At 72.3% G+C, this 20,003-nt stretch carries 15 protein-coding genes; 9 read left to right on the forward strand and 6 right to left on the reverse strand.

Translation table 11 applies throughout. The annotated features are described in order from the left end of the window. Positions 1–101: 101 nt before the first annotated feature. On the reverse strand, positions 102–2,456 hold the full coding sequence (gene treY, locus ACWD0J_RS03870; protein WP_451494125.1) for a malto-oligosyltrehalose synthase: 2,355 nt from the start codon (positions 2,454–2,456) through the stop codon (positions 102–104). Positions 2,457–2,583: 127 nt separating this feature from the next. Then, on the reverse strand, positions 2,584–4,701 hold the full coding sequence (gene glgX, locus ACWD0J_RS03875) for a glycogen debranching protein GlgX (protein ID WP_451494126.1): 2,118 nt from the start codon (positions 4,699–4,701) through the stop codon (positions 2,584–2,586). Between the two features lie 199 nt (positions 4,702–4,900). On the opposite strand from glgX, the gene ACWD0J_RS03880 reads away from it, so the two are divergent. The 4 genes from ACWD0J_RS03880 (at position 4,901) to ACWD0J_RS03895 (ending at position 9,362) form a co-directional block, all read left to right on the forward strand. Beyond that, positions 4,901–5,731 carry a Tat pathway signal sequence domain protein gene (locus ACWD0J_RS03880; protein ID WP_451494127.1) on the forward strand — a complete coding sequence of 277 codons (831 nt, stop codon included), beginning with the start codon at positions 4,901–4,903 and terminating at the stop codon, positions 5,729–5,731. 55 nt (positions 5,732–5,786) lie between these two features. Then, entirely contained in the window at positions 5,787–7,097 is a 1,311-nt protein-coding gene (locus ACWD0J_RS03885) for a copper amine oxidase (RefSeq protein ID WP_451494128.1), read from the forward strand. Positions 7,098–7,199: 102 nt separating this feature from the next. After that, positions 7,200–8,441, forward strand: coding sequence for an SAV2148 family HEPN domain-containing protein (locus ACWD0J_RS03890; protein WP_451494129.1), 1,242 nt, complete (start codon positions 7,200–7,202; stop codon positions 8,439–8,441). Positions 8,442–8,639: 198 nt separating this feature from the next. Beyond that, positions 8,640–9,362 carry an exonuclease domain-containing protein gene (locus ACWD0J_RS03895; RefSeq protein WP_451494130.1) on the forward strand — a complete coding sequence of 241 codons (723 nt, stop codon included), beginning with the start codon at positions 8,640–8,642 and terminating at the stop codon, positions 9,360–9,362. Between the two features lie 338 nt (positions 9,363–9,700). On the opposite strand, the gene ACWD0J_RS03900 is transcribed toward ACWD0J_RS03895, so the two are convergent. After that, a complete protein-coding gene (locus ACWD0J_RS03900) occupies positions 9,701–10,666 on the reverse strand; it encodes a DMT family transporter (RefSeq protein ID WP_451494131.1) in 966 nt (321 codons plus the stop codon). Positions 10,667–10,759: 93 nt separating this feature from the next. Here ACWD0J_RS03900 and ACWD0J_RS03905 point away from each other — a divergent pair, with 93 nt between their 5' ends. Then, positions 10,760–11,698, forward strand: a complete 939-nt coding sequence (locus tag ACWD0J_RS03905) for a LysR family transcriptional regulator (RefSeq protein WP_451494132.1) — start codon at positions 10,760–10,762, stop codon at positions 11,696–11,698. On the opposite strand, the gene ACWD0J_RS03910 is transcribed toward ACWD0J_RS03905, so the two are convergent. Continuing rightward, a complete protein-coding gene (locus tag ACWD0J_RS03910) occupies positions 11,662–11,823 on the reverse strand; it encodes a hypothetical protein (protein WP_451494133.1) in 162 nt (53 codons plus the stop codon). The two genes, ACWD0J_RS03905 and ACWD0J_RS03910, sit on opposite strands and share 37 nt — an antisense overlap. Before the next feature lie 81 nt (positions 11,824–11,904). Then, positions 11,905–12,768, reverse strand: coding sequence for a phosphotransferase enzyme family protein (locus ACWD0J_RS03915; protein ID WP_451494134.1), 864 nt, complete (start codon positions 12,766–12,768; stop codon positions 11,905–11,907). Positions 12,769–12,985: 217 nt separating this feature from the next. On the opposite strand from ACWD0J_RS03915, the gene ACWD0J_RS03920 reads away from it, so the two are divergent. From ACWD0J_RS03920 to mgt, 4 genes are all read left to right on the forward strand, one after another. Continuing rightward, positions 12,986–13,921, forward strand: a complete 936-nt coding sequence (locus tag ACWD0J_RS03920; protein ID WP_451494135.1) for a carbohydrate ABC transporter permease — start codon at positions 12,986–12,988, stop codon at positions 13,919–13,921. Then, positions 13,918–14,751, forward strand: coding sequence for a carbohydrate ABC transporter permease (locus tag ACWD0J_RS03925; RefSeq protein WP_451494136.1), 834 nt, complete (start codon positions 13,918–13,920; stop codon positions 14,749–14,751). Before ACWD0J_RS03920 ends, ACWD0J_RS03925 begins: the two co-directional genes overlap by 4 nt. Next, positions 14,751–16,031, forward strand: a complete 1,281-nt coding sequence (locus ACWD0J_RS03930; protein WP_451494137.1) for an ABC transporter substrate-binding protein — start codon at positions 14,751–14,753, stop codon at positions 16,029–16,031. Before ACWD0J_RS03925 ends, ACWD0J_RS03930 begins: the two co-directional genes overlap by 1 nt. A gap of 290 nt (positions 16,032–16,321) precedes the next feature. Further along, positions 16,322–17,554 carry a macrolide-inactivating glycosyltransferase gene (mgt, locus tag ACWD0J_RS03935; RefSeq protein ID WP_451494138.1) on the forward strand — a complete coding sequence of 411 codons (1,233 nt, stop codon included), beginning with the start codon at positions 16,322–16,324 and terminating at the stop codon, positions 17,552–17,554. A gap of 77 nt (positions 17,555–17,631) precedes the next feature. Here the strand turns inward: mgt and ACWD0J_RS03940 are convergent, their stop codons facing one another. Continuing rightward, on the reverse strand, positions 17,632–19,884 hold the full coding sequence (locus tag ACWD0J_RS03940) for an MMPL family transporter (protein WP_451494139.1): 2,253 nt from the start codon (positions 19,882–19,884) through the stop codon (positions 17,632–17,634). Positions 19,885–20,003: the final 119 nt, after the last annotated feature.

The following is a 20,003-nucleotide window of genomic DNA, read 5'->3' on the forward strand; positions in this document are numbered from 1 at the left end:
CCGACCGCCCCGACCGCCCCGGGCAGCGTCGGGTGCGGGTGGACGTGCCGGGCCACGTCGGCGGGCTCGGCGTCCCAGCCCCACCCGGGCAGCGACCCCGGTCACTCCTCCGGGACCCGCTCCAGCAGCGCCACCGGCAGCCGGTCGAAAAGCTCCGCCACGCGCGTGTGCCCCGTGAACTCCCGCTCCGGGGCGAGCGCGTCCGCCCACCGCCCCGGCGGCAGCGGCAGCAGCGTGTCCCGCCAGCCGCCCGCCTCCGCCAGCCGCAGCGACAGCCGGGTCACGGCCGTCAGCACCTCCCCGGAGCGCACGAACGCCACACAGTGGCCCGCCGCCGGACCCTCCGCCGCCAGCGCCGCGTACGTCGCCGCGTCACCGAAGACCTCCGGCCGCCGCCCGCGCAGCCGCAGCGCCGCCCGCGTCACCGCGCCCTTGTCGCCGGGATCCCCCGGGGGGAACCGCACGGGCCGCCGGTTGTCCGGGTCGACCAGCGCCCGGTACTCGGCCTCCGTGCCCTGGTAGAGGTCCGGCACGCCCGGCATCGTCAGGTGGACCAGGGCCGTGCCCAGCACGTTCGCCCGGATGTGCGGCTCCAGCGTGCTGCGGAAGGCGGCCACGTGCCCGCCCGGCGCCCCGCACGGCCCGGCCGCGACGAACGCCGCCACCGCCTCCTCGTACGCGGGCTCCTGCTCGGTCCAGCTCGTGTACAGCCCCGCCTCGCGCACGTGCTTCAGCAGCGCTTCCCGGACGCGCTCCAACTCGGCCGGCCCGAGTCCGAACACCGTCTGCCAGGCCGCCCACGCCAACTGCGCGTCCGGCACGCCCTCCCCGGTGCGGGTCACCTCGGCCAGCACGTCGGCCCACCGCTGCGGGCACTCGGTCAGCACCGCGAGGGCCGCCCGTACGTCCGCGCTGCGCTTGGTGTCGTGCGTCGACGTGACGGTCCCGCTCACCGGCCAGTCGCGCTGCACGCGCGCGCAGTAGGCGTGGAAATCATCCGGGGAGACGGCCGGAGCGCCCGGGGCGCCGCCCACCTCGGTCGCCGACAGCAGCGGCACATAGCGGTAGAACGCCGTGTCCTCCACGGACTTGGCGCGCAGCGCCGACGCGGTCTGCGCGAACCGCGTCCGGAACTCGACGTGCGCGGGCCCGTCGCCGTGGCGCCCGAGCACCAGGTCCCGAACGACGTCGACCGCGCCCGCCTCCTCCGGCACCGCGAACGCGAGCCGGGCCTCGGCCGCAGCCTCCTCGGTGACGACACCGGACGCGTCACCCGAGGCGTACGGCCGGTACACCTCCAGGCGGACCAGGAGCTCCCGGAGGGCGGTGCGCAGCGCCCAGGGCGCGCGGTCACGCAGCGCGGGATCCGGGGAGGCGGCGCACAGCCGGCTGGCCACCCGGACCAGCCGGTCCATCTCGGTGGCCAGCTCGTGCGTGAGCACCTTGTAGGCCGCCCGTCGTACCGTCGCCGCCCAGTCACCGCCCCGGTCCGTCTGCGGGGCGGCGAACCGGCGGTACTGGCCCAGAAGTTCCCCGGCGCCCGCCGGATCCGCGAAGAGGCCGTCCACGTGCCGCAGGGCGTCGTAGCCCGTGGTGCCCGCCACCGGCCAGGAGGCCGGCAGGTGCTCCCCGTCCGCCAGGATCTTCTCCACGACCGTCCACCGGCCGCCGGTCGCCTCGTGGAGCCGTCGCAGGTAGCCGTCGGGGTCGGCGAGCCCGTCGGGGTGGTCGACGCGCAGCCCGTCGACCACGCCCTCGTGCAGAAGCTGGAGGATCTTGGCATGGGTCGCCTCGAACACCTCCGGGTCCTCCACCCGCACCCCGATGAGCTCGGAGATGCTGAAGAAACGGCGGTAGTTCAGTTCGGTCCGGGCCAGCCGCCACCACACCGGGCGGTACCACTGGGCGTCCAGCAGCTGCGGCAACGGCAGGTCCTCGGTGCCCTCGCGCAGCGGGAACACGTGGTCGTAGTAGCGCAGCAGGTTCCCGTCGATCTCCAGGTGCCCGATCTCCGCCCCGAGCGGCTGCCCGAGCACCGGCAGCAGCACCTGGCCGCCCTGTGCCTCCCAGTCGATGTCGAACCAGCGCGCGTACGGCGACTTCGGGCCCTCCCGCAGCACCTCCCACAGGGCGTGGTTGTGGCGCGGAGCCATGGCCATGTGGTTGGGCACGATGTCCACGACCAGGCCGAGCCCGTGCTCGCGCGCGGTGCCGGCCAGGGCCCGCAGCCCCTCCTCGCCGCCCAGTTCCTCCCGCACGCGCGCGTGGTCCACGACGTCGTAGCCGTGCGTGGAGCCGGGGACGGCCTCCAGGACGGGGGACAGGTGCAGGTGCGAGACGCCGAGCGAGGCCAGGTACGGCACGACCTCCGCCGCCGCCCCGAACGGGAACTCGCGCTGCAACTGCAGCCGGTAGGTGGCCGTCGGCGCCGCGGGAACAGATCGCTCAGGTGTCATGCAGACCTACGTACCCGCCCCGCCGCGTTTCGTGTCATCACCACCCGCACGGCCCTCACCGGCGTGGCGTGTCTCACGCGCGCGTGCCGCCGGGAACACCGGCACGCGCGCGTGGACGACACCTCCCCTACAGGGGCCGCTGCAGGACCACCATGCTCCGGTCCACCAGGCTCAGCCGGTCCCCGGCCTGCACCTTCGTGCCCGTGCCCGGGGGCACCGCGTCCGGTCGGGCGGTGTCGACCACCACCTCCCACTGCCGGCCGTGGTCGACCGGCACGACGAAGTCCAGCGTCCTGGGCGAGGCGTTGAACATCAGCAGGAACGAGTCGTCGGTGATGCGCTCCCCCCGCGCGCCCGGCTCGGAGATCGCGTTGCCGTTGAGGAACACCGCCAGCGCCGACGCCCCCGCCGAATCCCAGTCGCGCTGGGTCATCTCCTTGCCCTCCGGAGTGAACCAGGCGATGTCCGACAGCTCGCCGTGGGCGCCCTCCACCGGCCGCCCGTGGAAGAAGCGCCGGCGCCGGAACACCGGATGGTCCCTGCGCAGCCCCACCATCGCGCGTGTGAAGTCCAGCAGCTCACGGCCGGGCCCCTCGTCGCCGGGCCACTCCACCCAGGCCAGCTCGCTGTCCTGGCAGTACGCGTTGTTGTTGCCGTGCTGGGTGCGTGCGACCTCGTCGCCGTGACTGATCATCGGCACGCCCTGGGACAGCAGCAGCGTGGCGATGAAGTTCCGCATCTGCCGCGCCCGCAGCTCCAGCACGGCCGGGTCGTCGGTCTCGCCCTCGACCCCGCAGTTCCAGGACCGGTTGTGGCTCTCGCCGTCCCGGTTGCCCTCGCCGTTGGCGTCGTTGTGCTTGTCGTTGTACGAGACCAGATCGTGCAGGGTGAAGCCGTCGTGGCAGGTCACGAAGTTGATCGAGGCCAGCGGGCGCCGCCCGTCGTCCTGGTACAGGTCGGACGAGCCGGTCAGCCGGGACGCGAACTCCGCCAGCGTGCGCGTCTCGCCCCGCCACAGGTCCCGCACGGTGTCGCGGTACTTGCCGTTCCACTCCGTCCACAGCGGCGGGAAGTTGCCCACCTGGTAGCCGCCCTCGCCCACGTCCCACGGCTCGGCGATCAGCTTCACCTGGGAGACCACCGGGTCCTGCTGCACCAGGTCGAAGAACGACGACAGCCGGTCCACCTCGTGGAACTGCCGTGCCAGGGTCGCCGCGAGGTCGAAGCGGAACCCGTCGACGTGCATCTCGGTGACCCAGTACCGCAGCGAGTCCATGATCAACTGGAGCACGTGCGGGGACCGCATGAGGAGCGAGTTCCCGGTGCCCGTGGTGTCCATGTAGTAGCGGGGGTCCTCGGTCAGCCGGTAGTACTGCGGGTTGTCGAGGCCCTTGAAGGACAGCGTCGGGCCGAGATGGTTGCCCTCGGCGGTGTGGTTGTAGACGACGTCCAGGATCACCTCGATGCCGGCCTCGTGCAGCGCCCGTACCGCCGACTTGAACTCCAGGACCTGCTGGCCGCGGTCGCCCCAGGAGGCGAACGCGTTGTGCGGGGCGAAGAAACCGATCGTGTTGTAGCCCCAGTAGTTGTTCAGCCCCATGTCGACCAGGCGATGATCGTTCACGAACTGGTGGACCGGCATCAGCTCCAGCGCGGTGACGCCCAGCTCGGTGAGGTGCTCGATGATCGCCGGATGCGCGAGGGCGGCGTACGTCCCGCGCAGTTCCTCCGGCAGACCGGGGTGCCGCATCGTGAGGCCCTTCACATGGGCCTCGTAGATCACCGTCTGGTGGTAGTCGGTGCGCGGGCGACGGTCGTCGCCCCAGTCGAAGTACGGGTTGACCACGACCGACGTCATCATGTGCGGAGCCGAGTCCAGGTCATTGCGCTTGTCGGGCGAGTCGAAGTGATAGCCGTACACCTCCTCGCCCCAGCTGATCGAACCGCTGATCGCGCGCGCGTAGGGGTCGAGCAGCAGCTTCGCCGAGTTGCAGCGCAGGCCGCGCTCGGGGGCGTACGGCCCGTGCGCACGGAAGCCGTAGCGCTGTCCCGGCATGATGCCGGGCAGATACGCGTGCCGGACGAACGCGTCGCTCTCGCGCAGTTCCACCGCCGTCTCCGAGCCGTCGTCGTGCAACAGACACAGCTCTACTCGGTCCGCGGCTTCGGTGAAGACCGCGAAGTTGGTGCCGGCGCCGTCGTACGTGGCACCGAGTGGATACGCCTCTCCAGGCCAGACCTGCATGGATACGACTCTTTCAGCTCAGGGGGGCCGCGGGGGGCGCCTTGGTCTTGAGTCTCCCCAAAAGTGAGGGAACCACCTATGACTTCCCTCCCTCTTACCGGACGACCAGTGTCCGTGGCGATCAACGACCGCGCCATGGACCGAAACCAGTGGGGCAAAAACGTACTCCCGGGGACATTTGGGGGAGTAGGGGGAAGACGTGCGCAACATAGTGCACCGCCATCTGGGCAAGGTGGTGGCCGGTGCGGCCGTCGCGGTGGCCGGGACCGCCGTGATGATCGGCATCACCCTGCCGGGCACGGCGGGGGCCGGCGAGACGGGGAGCACCCGGACGGCCGGGCAGGCCGCGGGACAGACCGGGCCGGGGCAGAGCCAGGGGCAGGACCAGGGTGCGGCCGTCGCGCCCGGAGTCGTCCAGCAGGCACCCGCCGAGGGCGAGAAGGGCACGGGCCGTGACCCGCTGACCGACGACGAGATCACCCGCGTCGAGCAGCTCGCGGTGAACCGGCAGCTGATCGACACGAGCGAGGACGTCGACGGTGACCGCGGTCCGCAGCGCCTCACCGTCGACCTCGCCGAGCCGGAGGCCGCCGAGGTGGACGACCCGGACGCGCCCCGGCGCGCCGAGGTGACGTTCTACGACTACCGGGACGACACCCTCGTCACCAGGACCGTCGACCTGGACAGCGGGAAGGTCGTGGACACCGCGACCCAGCAGGGCGTCCAGCCGCCGCCGGCCCGGGCCGAGAACGTCGAAGCGGTCAGCATGCTGATCGCTGACCCGCTGGGCGCGGGCCTGAAGGCCGACTACAAGGACGCCACCGGCAAGGAGCTCACCCGCGCGGATCAGCTGCTGGTGACCGGCGGGATCTACCGGGCCACGCCCGGCGGGCAGCCCGCCGCCCTCGACCGGTGCGGCGAGCACCGGTGCGTGCGGCTGTTCCCGAAGGTCAAGAACGGGCCGTGGATCGACGCCAGGTCCGTGGTGATCGATCTGAGCGCCCGCAAGGTCGTCAAGATCGACAGCTGAGCCGCTCTCCGTCCCCTGTCCAGACCCGCACCTCCTGCGAGGGAGTCACCTCTTCATGCACGTGAACAGAATCAGCCGTGCCCGCACCCGGGCGGCCGTCGGCCTGTCCGTGGCCGCGCTGGCCGCCGGGGCCACGACCGGCGCGGGACCGGCCGCCGCCCAGCCGAAGGCCGCCGTCGCGGCCGCCGCCGACTGCAGCGCCGCCTACCGCATCGAGCAGCAGCTCGCCGGCGGCACCACGTGGCGGATGTGCTGGCGCTACGACAACAAGGCCGGGCTCGTCCTGGAGAACATCTCCTACCAGCCCAAGGGCGAGGCGCAGCCGATCAAGGTCCTCAACAGCGCCCGCCTGGGCCAGATCCACGTCCCGTACGACGACGGGAAGCAGGAGTTCGACGACCTGACGGGCTACAACTTCGCCCAGGGGCTGATGAACCTGGCGCCGGGCGAGTGCCCCGGCGGCACCATCAGGACCGTCAAGGTGCCGGACCTGTGGACCTCGCAGAACCCGAACGTCAAGGGCCTGTGCACCACCACCCGCGCCCGCGGCCACGCCTACCGCATGCAGGGCGACGCGGCGAACAAGGTCCACCAGGCCCAGGGCACGGACCTGCTCGTCTACTCGGTCAACCAGGTCGGCTGGTACGAGTACATGACCGAGTGGCGCTTCCAGGACGACGGCACGGTCAACATGAACGTCGGCGCGACCGGCAGCCTCTCCTACGAGGACTACGACGCCGGCGACGGACGCGGTTGGCCCATCGGCAAGGGCGCCAAGTCCAAGGCCACCAGCCACAGCCACAACGTCTTCTGGCGCCTGGACTTCGGCCTCGACGGCTCCTCCGGGAACGGGATCGAGCAGTACGACTCGACGGTCAGCGCGCCCACGCGCGGAGAGCAGGCCCCGACCACCACAACCACCCGTACCAAGGTCACCAGGGAACTCGCGGCCGACACCAAGAACTACCGCTGGTGGCGGGTGGTCAGCGCGACCGGCAAGAACAAGGACGGGCACGCCCGTTCGTACGAGATCGTCCCCGGCGTCACCACCAAGTACCCGGGCCGCAGTTTCACCAAGCGGGACCTCTACTTCACCCAGTACAACAACTGCGAGCTGTTCGCCAGCAACAACCCGGGCGGCTGCGGCGGCACGTCCGTCGACAAATGGGTCAACGGCCAGACCCTCACGCACCCGGTGGTCTGGATGAACGTGGGCTTCCACCACATAGCCCGGGACGAGGACCAGCAGCCCATGCCGATCCACTGGCAGGGCTTCTCCATCGCCCCCAGGGACGTCACCGCTATGAATCCGCTCACTCCCGCCGACCTCGCGTGGCAGAACGGCGAATGGGAGCCGCGTAGTTGAGAAACGACCTGTCCATCCGGCTGCACCGCCGACCGCTCCCGGAGTACCCTTCCTTGATCGTCGGGACGGGGAGTGCTCGGGGGAGCGGAAGGCGGTGCGCGGGTGGGCTCGGGAGGGCTGGAGCTGCCCCCTGGTGACGAGGGTCACCAGGGGAACTCCGCGGACGCCCCGCCCGGCACGGTGTCCCTGGCCCGGCCGATGGACGCGGGAGCGACGATCGGACCGGAGCTGGACTGGGACGCCGACGCCTGGCGCGAGGTGCGCACACGCGCCCAGCGGGCGGGGCGGGCCTACATCTGGCTGAACCTCGTCGAACAGCGGCTGCGTGCCGTCGTCGCCGCCGTACTGCGTCCGATCTACGAACCCGTCCACGGCGACGACTGGGTGGTCGCCGCGGCCGGTCCGGCCGGCCAGGAGTGGGTCCAGCGCGCGGTCGCCGTACGTGAGGTCAGCCGCCGCAAGGGGTACTTGCTCGACCCTGCCGACGACAACGTCCTCAGCTTCCTCACCCTGCCGCAGCTGCGTGAGCTGATGGTGCAGCACTGGCCGTGCTTCGAGCCGTACTTCGACGACCGCCGGGACGTCGAACTCGCCCTGGACGAGCTGGAGGTCACCCGGAACGTCGTCTCGCGCAACCGGGCGCTGTCCGAGGCGGTCCTGAGTCAGGCGGAGCGGGCCTCCGCCCGGCTGCTGGAGATGCTCGGCACCGGCGGCGACATGCCCTCCGCCCGCCGGCTCCCCGTGGACGCGGTCGAGGAGCTCGTCGGCGACCGGTACGCGGACGTGGTCGCCGTGCACGCGGACCGGGTGCGGCTGATGCGCCAGTTCCCCGCCGAGGACATCTTCGGCAGTGCCCGCCGGCTCGACGCCGTGGGGATCGGCCTCAACCTGCTCGTGCAGAACTTCTCCGGGCGCCGCCTGGTGCGGCTCGCCGAGTCCGGCTGCCGGGTACGGCTGCTGTTCCTGAACCCGGCCTCCAGCTCGGTCAAGCGGCGCGAGCGGGAACTCGGGATCAAGCGGGGCGAGTTGAGCCGGGCCGTCGAGATGAACATCCTGCACATGCGCCGGGTCCGCTCCAAGCTGCGCGACCCCGGGGCCTTCGAGATCCAGGTGTACGACGAGACGCCCCGCTTCACGGCGTACCTGGTCGACGGCGACGGCACGGACGGTGTCGCCGTGGTGCAGTCCTATCTGCGGCGCTCGCGGGGGATGGAGGCGCCGGTGCTGGTGCTGCGCGGCGGCAGCAGGCTGGTCAAGCCGGGGGAGATCGACGAGACCGGCCTCTTCCCGACGTACCGCGAGGAGTTCGAGACGGCCTGGGCGGATTCGCGGCCGGTGTCCTGATGGGCCTCCGGTATCCCGGACCCGCTGCCCGAGCCCGGGATACCGGGCCTGGTGGCCTGGGTGGGTCTTGGGTGGGTTTCGCTCCCGGTGTCCTGAACTGTCCGCCCGGTCAAGCGGAATGCGGTCCTCGGATTGTCAGTGGCGCATGGGATCGTGGAGACCACTGGGGGAAAGCACCACCACGAAGGGGGACCGCCCATGGGCTGGCACCGGGAGCTGCTGATCGGCTTCGACCTGGAGACGACCGGGACCGATCCGCGCGAGGCGCGCATCGTCACGGGCGCCGTGATAGAGGTCAGGGCCGGACAGCCCCTGGGGCGCCGGGAGTGGCTGGCGGATCCCGGCGTGGAGATCCCGGCGGACGCGGTGGCGGTGCACGGGATCAGCAACGAGCGGGCGACCGCCGAGGGCAGGCCGGCCGACCAGGTCGCCGAGGCCATCGCGGACGTCCTGGTGACGTACTGGAAGACGGGTGTTCCGGTCGTCGCCTACAACGCGGCCTTCGACCTGACCCTGCTCTCCGCCGAGTTGCGGCGCCACGGACTGCCGTCCCTGCGTGACCGTCTCGGCGGCCTCGATCCCGCCCCGGTCGTCGACCCGTACACGATCGACCGCTGGGCCGACCGCTACCGCCGAGGCAAGCGCAACCTCGAAGCGGTCTGCGAGGAGTACGGCGTGGTGCTCGACGCCGCGCACGACGCCTCGGCCGACGCCCTGGCCGCGGCCCGGCTGGCCTGCGCGATAGCCGACCGCCACCCCAAGGTCGCGGGGCTCGGCCCGGCGGAACTGCACCGCCGCCAGGTCGAGTGGTACGCCGAGTGGGCGGCGGACTTCCAGAGCTTCCTGCGCCGCAAGGGCGACGCGGCGGCGGTGGTGGACGGCGTGTGGCCGCTGCGGGAGCCGGCCGACGAGACGGTGTGAGCCCGCCCGTCGGCCGGCGGGGGACTGCCGAGGGGTTCACCCCGGGGCGGGCGATCCGTGCGCAGTCGGCGCCCGACCTGCGGGGAACCCGGTCCGGGCACGCGGTGGTGAGGTGACGCAGCGGCCGGCCCCGGCATTCGCGCCGGCATTCGGGCCGGCGACGACTGTGAGGCCGGGGCCGAAGCCGGAGGGGAGGACGTGCCGGGCACCGCGTGCGTCGGCCGCTCGGCCGGCTCCGGGTCACTGAGGCCGACGCGTCGGGCCGCGCACAGCGCCCGGACGGCGGCCGGGTCCGCCCGCCGCGGCCCTGGGGGTGGGTGACCGGGGTGACCGGGAGATCAGGCGCTGGTCAGTTTCGTAGGTGGGTCCGCGGTGTCCTCCGAGAGGGGCGGGCCCTCGGTCGGGCGGAGGGCGGCGGCGCGGTGGGCGCGCTCCACGGCCTGCCCCCAGTACGTTCCGGCGACCATGAGCGACGCGCCCAGGCCGGTGAGCGGTGTGAAGTGGTCGCCGGCCAGGCCGATACCCACCGCGGCGGCCCAGATCGGCTCGGTGCCCAGCAGCAGGCCGGCCCGGCTGGCGGAGGTGCGCTGCACCGCCCAGGTCTGTGCCAGAAAGGCGAACACACTGCAGAACAGGGCGAGATAGACGAGTTGGGCCCAGGTCGCGGCGTCGGCGCGGACCAGGTCCGGCAGGTCACGCCCGGCCGGTGCCAGGAACAGGACGAAGCCGACGAGGGTCTGCACGGTCGTCAGCTGGAGCGGGCGTATCGCGCGGCCCGCGGTGAGCCGGCCGATGAGGGCCACATGCACGGCCCGGACGAGGGCCGCGCCGAGCATGAGCAGGTCGCCGAGGCGGGGCGCGTGGAAGCCGTTGCCGGACATGAGGAGCCCGACGGCGAGGACGCACACGCCGGCGGCGGCGTAGAAGGCGGGCGGCAGTCCGCCCGGGTGACCGGTGCGGTCGAGGAAGGGGGTGAGGACGATGGTCAGGCTGATGATCAGCCCCGCGTTCGCGGCGGTGGTGTGGGCGACGCCGTACGTCTCCACGACCAGGACGGCGGCCTGGGTGAGTCCGAGCGGCACCCCGGCCCGCAGCTCGGCGCGGGTCCACCGGGGGGAACCGCGCCGGGCTCCGCCGCGGACGGCGACCAGGCCGAGACAGGCGACGGCGGACAGGGCGTACCGCACGAGCAGGACCAGCAGGACGGGGAGGGCCGCGGTGGCGGTCTGGGCGGACAGATAGCTGGAACCCCAGACGAGGGCGACCAGGAGGAGTACCGCGTCGGTACGGCGGGCATCGGGCACCCGCCCACCGTGCACCGCGAAGGTCCCTGAAGCCCAGGGCCACTTCCTTAAACGATCTTTTAGCGCGGCTACAGAGTGCCTCTACACTGAGGCGTGGACGAACGGCAGCTGCGGATCCTGCGGGAACTGGGCGAACTGGGCAGTGTCACCGCGGTCGCCGAGGCGCTGCTGGTGACCCCGTCGGCGATCTCCCAGCAGCTGCGGCTGCTCCAGCGTTCGGTCCCGGTGCCGCTGACCGAGCGCGACGGGCGGCGGCTGGTGCTCACGGACGCCGGGCAGGCGCTGGCGGGCGCGGCCATCGAGGTGGAGACGGCACTGGCACGCGCCCGGCACACGGTGGAGGAGTTCGTGGGCCGGCCGGACGGCGAGGTGTCGGTGGCGGCCTTCCACAGCGCGGGCGCGGCCTTCTTCCCCCTGCTGCTGCGGGCCCTCGCCGGTCCCGGGCACCCGGTGCTCGCGCTCGCCGACGAGGACGTGGCCCAGGACGACTTCCCCCGGCTCACCCGGGAGTACGACCTCGTGCTCGCCCACCGTCTCGACCACGCCCCGCCGTGGCCCCGCGCGGTGACCGCGACGACGCTGCTGCGCGAACCACTGGACGTGGCACTGCCCGCCGGCCACCCGCTGGCCGTGAAGCGACGGCTCACGCCCGCCGACGTGGCCGACGAGCCGTGGATCACCGTCCATGACGGCTTCCCGGTCATGGCGACCATCGAGGCCATCGCCGCGGCGGCCGGCCGCGGGCTCCGACTGGTCCACCGCATCAACGAGTTCGCGGTCGCCGCCGAAGCCGTCGCCGCCGGCGGCGGACTCGCGCTGATGCCGCGCTGGACGACCCGCCCGCACCCCGCCCTGGTCCTCAGACCGCTCGCCGGCGTGCAGGCCCGCCGCCACATCGACGCCCTCCACCGCCCGGAACGCACCGCGCGCAAAGCGGTCCGCACGGTCCTGACGGAACTGCGGCGCGCCGCACGCGTCATCCGGGACCGCGACGCTCACGCCTCGGGCGAGGATTCCGCGACGGACCCCTGAGCCGAGTCGTGGAAGACGATCCACGCCAGCGCGTGCTTCTCGGCACCGGACACCACGAACCGCCCCGGGGCCTGCTGCTCCAACCGGGCCTCGGCCGGCCGGACGGCGAACTCACGCTCGATCACCGGAAAGCGTCCCCCATCCGACGAGGGAGCGTCCCCATCCGACGAGGGGACGGTCAGCGGGTTCCCCGGCACCGCGTCCGCTCAGAACGGATACCAGCGCACCGTCTCGTCCCCGTCCCGCAGGGAGGCCACCCGGCGTTCGAACTCGGCCAGGGCCTTCGGGTCGGCCGGGGCGTGCTGGGCGACCCAGGCGCAGCTGGCGGTCTCACGGGCGCCGCGCAGGACGCCGCAGCCCTCCCACGCGCGGACGTCCCAGCCGTAGACCCGCGTGAAGGAGGCGTACGCGTCGGCGGGCAGACCGTAGCGGTCGTGGGAGAGGGCGAGGACGACCAGGTCGTGTTCGCGCAGATCGGTGGAGAAGGTCTCCAGGTCGACGAGGACCGGGCCGGCCGGGCCGACATGGACGTTGCGGGGGAGGGCGTCGCCATGGATCGGGCCCGGAGGCAGGTGCGGGGTGAGGGCGGCGGCGGCCGCCGCGAAGCCGTCGCGGCGCTCCCGGAGGTAGGCCGCGTCGGCCGGGTCGATCGCGTCGCCCGCCAGGCGCAGCCAGCGTTCCACCCCGGCCAGCAGATCGCGGGGCGGCAGCCCGAAGGAAGGGGCGGGCAGGGCGTGGACCAGCCGGAGCAGCGCGGCCAGATCGCCCGGTTCGGCGGGACGTACCGGGTCGGGCAGCCGGTGCCACACCGTCACCGGGTGCCCCTCGACCAGCAGCGGCCTGGGATCCGCGGCCCGTACCGCGGGCACGTCCGCCTCGGCGAGCCACACCGCGACAGCCAGTTCACGGCGGGCCCGGTCGAGGAGTTCGGCGTCCCGGCCCACCTTGACGACCAGGTCACCGGCGGCGAACACCGCGTTCTCGCCCAGCGCGAGCAGCCGCGCGTCCCGCGCCGCACCGGGCAGCACCCCCGCCGCGGCCAGTACGTCCCGCGCCCGTGCCTCGTCCATCGTCCGCCTCCGTGTCGTCGTACGTCCCGCCTCGTCCTGCCCGCGTGGGGTCGCCCGGACGGGGGTCGGGTTCCCGCCATCCGCCGGTCAGTGTCGCATTCGCACAGGTCGGACCGGTGTGCGCGGTGCCTTGACGGCGTACAGCGACTTCACGACCATGACGGGGGCCCGCCGGGGGCCCGGAACGCGTGACGAGCCGTGCGAAGGAGCCGATCACGTGACATTGGTGACCGCGACGAAGCGGCCGGCGCAGGGCGCGTCGCGTGCCGACGGGGGCGGGCGGCCGCCCGACCGCGGGGCCTGGTTCCTGGTGCTGCCCGCGCTGATCCCGATCCTGCTGCTGAGCGTGGGCCCCCTGCTCTACGGGATCCTGCTGGCCTTCACCGACGCCCAGTCGGGGCGGACCGAGCCCACGCAGTGGATCGGCGGCCTCAACTTCCGGGACCTGCTGCACGACACGCTGTTCTGGGAGTCGTTCCGGATCGGCCTGGTCTGGGCGGTCGGGGTGACCGTCCCGCAGTTCCTGCTCGCGCTCGGCCTGGCCCTCCTCCTCGCCCAGGACCTGCGTCTGCGGTGGCTGGCCCGCGCGCTGGCGATCATCCCGTGGGCCATGCCCGAGGTGGTCGTCGGCGTGATGTGGCGGCTCGTCTACAGCCCGGACGCCGGTGTCCTGAACGAGACCCTGCGCGACCTCGGCCTCGGCGACGGCCGGGACTGGCTCAGCGGCCTCGCGACCGCCCTGCCCGCGGTGATCGTGGTCGGCGTCTGGGCGGGCATGCCGCAGACCACGGTCGCCCTGCTGGCCGGCCTGCAGAACACCCCGCGCGAACTCCACGAGGCGGCCGCGATGGACGGCGCCGGCGCCTGGCGCCGCTTTCGGACGGTCACCTGGCCCGCCCTGCGGCCGGTCGCGCTCGCCGTCACCGCCCTCAACTTCATCTGGAATTTCAACGCCTTCGCCCTCGTGTACGTCCTGACCAGCGGCGGACCCGGCGGCCGCACCCGCCTGCCCATGCTGTTCGCCTACGAAGAAGCCTTCCGCTACGGCCAGTTCGGCTACGCGGCGGCGATGGGCTGCGTGATGGTCGCGGTGATCTCGGTACTGCTGGCCCTCTTCCTGGTGGGCCGGCTCAGGGGAGGGGATGACGCGTGAGGACCAGCACGGCCGGCCGGGCCGGCCAGTACACCGCTCTGCTCGGGTATCTCGTCTTCCTCGCCTTCCCGTTCCTGTGGCTGGTCTCCACCGCCTTCAAGTCGCCGCGGGAACTGGGCAGTCTGCACCCCGCCTGGATCCCGCGGGACCCCACCCTCGCCAACTTCCGGCAGGCCTTCGACGAACAGCCGCTGCTGCGCGCCGCGGGCAACTCCCTGCTCGCCGCGCTCGGCGCCGCCCTGATCGCCGTACTGATCGCGACCCCGCTGGCGTACGTGATGGCCCGCCACCGCTCCCGCCTCGCGAAGGCCGCGACGGGCTGGGTGGTCGTCAGCCAGGCCTTCCCGCTGGTCCTGGTGATCATCCCGCTGTTCCTGGTGCTGAAGAACCTGCGGCTGATCAACTCCCTGCCCGGGCTGGTGATGGTGTACGTCGTGTGGGCTCTGCCGTTCGCGCTGTGGATGCTCGTCGGGTACGTCCGTGCCGTGCCCGCCGAGCTGGAGGAGGCGGCGGCGGTCGACGGGGCCGGACGACTGCGCACGCTGGTGTCGGTGACCGCGCCGCTGCTGGCGCCGGGGATCGTGGCGACGGGCCTGTTCGCGTTCATCACCGCGTGGAACGAGTTCTTCTTCGCGCTGGTGCTGCTGAAGACGCCGGAGAAGCAGACCCTGCCGGTCGTCCTCACCCACTTCATCGGTGCGGAGGGCGTCGCCGACCTCGGCCCGCTGGCCGCCGCCGCCTTCCTCGCCACCCTTCCCTCACTGGTCGTCTTCGCGGTCATCCAACGGCGGATCACGGGCGGCATGCTCACCGGGGCGGTGAAGAGCTGATGCGCCGAGGACGGATCACGGCGCTGGTCACGGGGCTGCTGCTCCTCACCTCGTGCACCTCGGGCAGCGGCGGCGACGACGGCCGCGTCACCCTGCGCTTCCAGTCCCTCGCCTGGCAGCAGGAGTCCGTCGAGGTGAACCGGGACCTGGTCGAGGAGTGGAACGCGGCCCACCCGGACGTCAAGGTCGAGTATGTCCAGGGCAGTTGGGACAGCGTGCACGACCAGCTGCTCACCTCCTTCGAGGGCGGTGAGGCGCCCGACATCATCCACGACGCCTCCGACGACCTCGCGGACTTCGCGTACGGCGGCTACCTCGCCGATCTGACCGACCTGCTGCCCGCGCGCCTCAAGACGGACATCCCGCGGCGCAGTTGGGACACGACGACCTTCGGCGACGGGATCTACGGTGTCCCGTTCCTCCAGGAACCGCGCGTCCTCATCGCCAACCGGACCTGGCTGAAGGAGGCGGGCGTACGGATCCCCACCCCCGAACACCCCTGGACCTGGCCGGAGTTCCGGCACATCACCGAGCGGCTCAGCGGCGACGGAAAGTACGGCGTGGCCTGGCCGCTCAAGGAGCCGGTCTCCGCGACCCTCAACCTGTCCCTGTCGGCGGGCGGACGGCTCTTCCACCGGGATGCGGACGGCAAGGTGACGGTCCGTTTCGGGGCCGCCGACGAGGTGGTGCCGCGCACCATCCACGACCAGGCCACCACCGACCGCAGCGCCTCGCCGACCACCCTCGGCAGCGGCGGCTCGGACACCCTGCCCGGCTTCTTCGGCGGCAGGTACGCCATGGTCCCGCTCGGCTTCTCCTACCGTCAGCAGATCACCCAGCAGGCACCGAAGGGCTTCGACTGGCAGGTCCTGCCCGCCCCGGCCGGCGCCGGCGGGCTCACCCAGGGGGTCAGCCCGCAGACCCTGTCCGTCGCCGAGGACAGCCCGCACAAGAAGGAGGCCGTCGCGTTCCTCGACTTCCTGCTCCGGCCCGCGAACATGGTCCGGCTCGCTCTCGGCGACTGGATGCTGCCCACCGGCACCCAGGCGCTGAAGGACCCCGCCCTGCACACCGCGAAGGACGGCTGGGCCACCGGCACCGCCCTCGCCGCGCGGCTGCGTCCCGCGCCCGCCCAGTCCGTGCGCGGCTACCCGGAGTGGAAGGACAAGGTCGCCACCCCCGCGTTGCAGGAGTACTACAGCGGGGCGATCGGCCTCGGCGAACTGCGGGAACGGCTGGAGGAGGACGGCAACCTGGTGCTGGCCCGGTACCAGCGCTGAGCGCCCGCACTCAGGGAACGGCCGGACCGGTGGCGTACCGTCCCTCCCCGCCGGACGGCCGGACAGCGGGCACGCGGCCCCGCACCCCCTTGATCCGCCGCGTCATCGCGGGGGCCGGTCGCCCCGGGCCGGGACGGCCGACGCGGCCGTGGCCGGCCGGTGCCCGAGGGGGACCATGCCGCTCCCGGCCATGTCGCGGTTGACCTCGCCGCCCGTGCCCAGGCCGAGGGCGTCCTCGCCGACCGGCCGGGCTGGACTGCGGAACGACCGGCCACCCCGTTCCGGCCATCATGTTGCACGAGACGTATCGTCTCGCGTACGGTCACGTCATGACCAGTCGCCCCGCCCACATCGCCATGTTCTCCATCGCCGCCCACGGCCACGTGAACCCGAGCCTGGAGGTGATCCGCGAGCTCGTCGCGCGCGGGCACCGGGTCACCTACGCGATTCCGCCCGCGTTCGCCGAGAAGGCCGCCGAGACCGGTGCCGAGGTGAAGCCGTGGCACTCGACGCTCCCCGGGCCCGACGCCGACCCGGCGGCCTGGGGCACCACCCTGCTGGACAACGTGGAGCCCTTCCTGGCCGACGCCGTCCAGGCGCTGCCGCAGCTGACCGAGGCGTACGAGGGCGACCGCCCCGACCTCGTGCTGCACGACATCACCGCCTACCCGGCCATGGTCCTCGCCCACCGCTGGGGCGTGCCCGCGATCTCCCTCTCCCCCAACCTCGTCGCCTGGGAGGGCTACGAGGAGGAGGTCGCCGAGCCGATGTGGGCGGAGCCGAAGAAGACCGAGCGCGGGCAGGCCTACTACGCCCGCTTCCAGGCCTGGCTGGAGGAGAACGGGATCACCCGGCACCCGGACCAGTTCGTGGGCCGGCCCGCCCGCTCCCTCGTCCTGATCCCCAGAGTGCTGCAGCCGAACGCCGACCGGGTCAAGGAGAGCGTGTACACCTTTGTCGGCGCCTGCCAGGGCGACCGGGCCGCCGAGGGCGACTGGCGGCGGCCCGCCGACGCCGAGAAGGTGGTCCTCGTCTCGCTCGGGTCCGCCTTCACCAGCCGGCCGGGCTTCTACCGGGAGTGCGTCAAGGCGTTCGGCGAGCTGCGGGGCTGGCACCTGGTGCTGCAGATCGGCAGGCACGTCGACCCCGCCGAGCTGGGCGACGTACCGGACACCGTCGAGGTACGGTCGTGGGTCCCGCAGCTGGCGGTCCTCCGGCAGGCCGACCTGTTCGTCACGCACGCCGGAGCGGGCGGCAGCCAGGAGGGTCTGGCCACGGCCACGCCGATGATCGCCGTACCGCAGGCCGTCGACCAGTTCGGCAACGCCGACATGCTCCAGGCCCTCGGGGTCGCCCGTCGCCTCGACGCCGGGCAGGCCACCGCCGACGCGCTGCGGGACGCCGCCCTCGCGCTCGTCGACGACCCCGGGGTCGCCCGCCGGCTCAGGCGCATCCAGGCGGAGATGGCCGAGGAGGGCGGCACCCGGCGCGCGGCCGACCTCATCGAGGCCGAACTGCCGTAACGACGCACGGGAGAGGGCCCGTTGGCTCCCCGGTGACCAACGGGCCCTCAGCTGTGGGGAATTCGGTGACGGAGGGTTCAGACCCCCAGCCGCTCACCCTCGTCGTCCCGCACCACGGGCCGCACCACGGCTTGTGGCGCCTCGTCGTGGGTGAGGTCCGGCAGCCGGTGCAGCCACTTCGGCAGGTACCAGTTGTGCTCGCCGAGCAGCGCCATCACCGCCGGGAGCAGCACGCCCCGGATGATCGTCGCGTCGATCAGCACCGCCGCCGCGAGGCCGACACCCATCTGCTTCATGGACTGCATGGACAGCGTGCCGAAGATCGCGAACACGGCGACCATGATGACGGCGGCGCTCGTGACGACCCCGGCCGTGGTGACCACCCCGTGCTGGATGGCGTCGTGGGTCGTACGGCCGCGCAGCCGCGCCTCACGGATCCGCGAGACCACGAACACGTGGTAGTCCATCGACAGGCCGAACAGGATCACGAAGAGGAACAGCGGCAGCCAGGTGATGATCGCGCCGACCCCCTCCGCGCCCACCAGCGACGCGCCCCAGCCGTGCTGGAAGACGCCGACGAGGATGCCGTAGGCCGCGCCCACCGACAGCAGGTTGAGCACGATCGAGGTGATCGCGATCGTCAGCGAGCGGAACGACAGCAGCATCAGCGCGAAGGCGAAGACCACGACGAAGGCGAAGACCGGGATGACGGCTCCGGCCAGCTGGTCGTTGAAGTCCTTCGAACCGGCGACCTGTCCGGTGATCGGCGCCTGGACACCGTCGACCTTGCCGAGCGTGGCGGGCCGCACCTCGTCGCGCAGCTTGTCCAGGCTCACGCCCGCCTTGTCCAGGTCGGAACCGCCGACCAGCGGGACGTACACGAAGGCGATGTTCTGCTGGTCGTGCAGCGTGATCTCGACCGGGCCGCGCGAGGCACCGGAGGCCACCGCCTGCGCCTTGAAGGCGGCGAGGGCGTCCTTGACCTCGGGCGCGTTGATGTCGTCCGCCTTGACGACCACCTCGGCCGGCTCGGAGCCGCCCGGGAAGGCGTCGTTGATCCGGTTGTACGTCTGCACGATGGGCAGCGAGTCACCGAACTCCTGGTCCAGGGTGAGGTTCTGGGTCTTCATGCCGACCGCGGGCGCCGCGATCGCCAGCAGCGCGCCGGCCGCCACCACCACGGAGACGACGGGCCTGGCGAGCACACCCTTCAGCACGGCCGTCCAGAACCGGCTGTCATGGCCGCCGCCGTTCCGGCTGCGCCGGCGCAGGAAGGGCAGACGGCCCTTCTCGACCCGCTCGCCCAGCAGGGACAGGAGCGCCGGCAGGACGGTCACGGACCCGACCATGGCGACCGCCACGACCATCAGTGAGGCCAGGCCCATCGCCTCGAACTCGGCGAGCCCGGTGAACAGCATGCCCGCCATCGCCACGCACACCGTGACACCGGAGACCACGATCGCGCGGCCACTGGTCGCGGCGGCGATCCTGAGGGCCGTCTGCGCGTCCCGGCCGGCCTCGCGCTCCTCGCGCTCGCGGCGCAGATAGAACAGGCAGTAGTCGACACCGACGGCCAGACCGACCAGCAGCATCACGGAGTTGGCGGTCTCGCTCATCGGCATCACATGGCTGACGAGGCCCATCAGGCCCATCGTCGCCATGATCGCGGTGACGGCCAGCAGCACCGGCAGCAGCGCCGCGACCAGCGCGCCGAAGGCGATGAGCAGGATGCCGAGGGCCACCGGCACCGCGGAGTACTCGGCCTTCTTGAAGTCGTCCCCGAACGCGTCGTCGAACGTCTTCATCATGCTGGCGCCGCCGAGCTCCTCGATCCGCAGCGACCCGTGCTCCTTCTGCACCCCCTCCACGGCCTTCAGCACCGGCTCGACCCGCTCGCCCGCGGTGTCCGACTCGCCGCGCATGTCGAACTGCACCAGCGCGCTGCGGCCGTCCTTCGAGAGGGTGTCCGTGTCGTACGGCGAGGTGACGCCCGTGACCTCGCCGGTCCCCTCGACGGCCTCGACGACCGCGGCGACGGCGGCACGGAACTCGGCGTCGGTGGCCTTGAGGTCACCGTCCTTGGCCTGGATCAGCACCGACTCACTGGCCGGTTCGTCGATCCCGGCATCCTCGCTGATCTTGGCGGCGGTGTGGGTCTCGCCCTTCAGCTGGTCGCTGTCCTTGACGTCGACCCGGCCCGCAGCCGAACCGAGCCCCATCGCCAGGACGACGAACAGCATCCAGATCCCGACGGCGGCCCATCGGTGCCGGGCGCTCCAGCCGCCGGCCCGGGCGGCCAGCCCCCGCACCCGTATGTCTCCGTTCGCCATGATGGACATGCCCCCTCGTGAGCGGTGGCAGCCCCCTGCCGCCACCTTTCAGTTCGACGGTATGGGCCGGATAAAGCCATCTCCTCGTGCTGCCCGGTGAGGTGCGGCGGGCCGACATC

The sequence above is a fragment of the Streptomyces sp. NPDC003011 genome (genome assembly GCF_053591515.1).

Bases quoted from the DNA above. Each gene is read 5' to 3' on its own strand.
- treY (WP_451494125.1), bottom strand. From the start codon at position 2,456: ATGACACCTGAGCGATCTGTTCCCGCGGCGCCGACGGCCACCTACCGG.
- glgX (WP_451494126.1), bottom strand. From the start codon at position 4,701: ATGCAGGTCTGGCCTGGAGAGGCGTATCCACTCGGTGCCACGTACGAC.
- ACWD0J_RS03885 (WP_451494128.1), top strand. From the start codon at position 5,787: ATGCACGTGAACAGAATCAGCCGTGCCCGCACCCGGGCGGCCGTCGGC.
- ACWD0J_RS03895 (WP_451494130.1), top strand. From the start codon at position 8,640: ATGGGCTGGCACCGGGAGCTGCTGATCGGCTTCGACCTGGAGACGACC.
- ACWD0J_RS03915 (WP_451494134.1), bottom strand. From the start codon at position 12,768: ATGGACGAGGCACGGGCGCGGGACGTACTGGCCGCGGCGGGGGTGCTG.
- ACWD0J_RS03930 (WP_451494137.1), top strand. From the start codon at position 14,751: ATGCGCCGAGGACGGATCACGGCGCTGGTCACGGGGCTGCTGCTCCTC.
- mgt (WP_451494138.1), top strand. From the start codon at position 16,322: ATGTTGCACGAGACGTATCGTCTCGCGTACGGTCACGTCATGACCAGT.
- ACWD0J_RS03940 (WP_451494139.1), bottom strand. From the start codon at position 19,884: ATGGCGAACGGAGACATACGGGTGCGGGGGCTGGCCGCCCGGGCCGGC.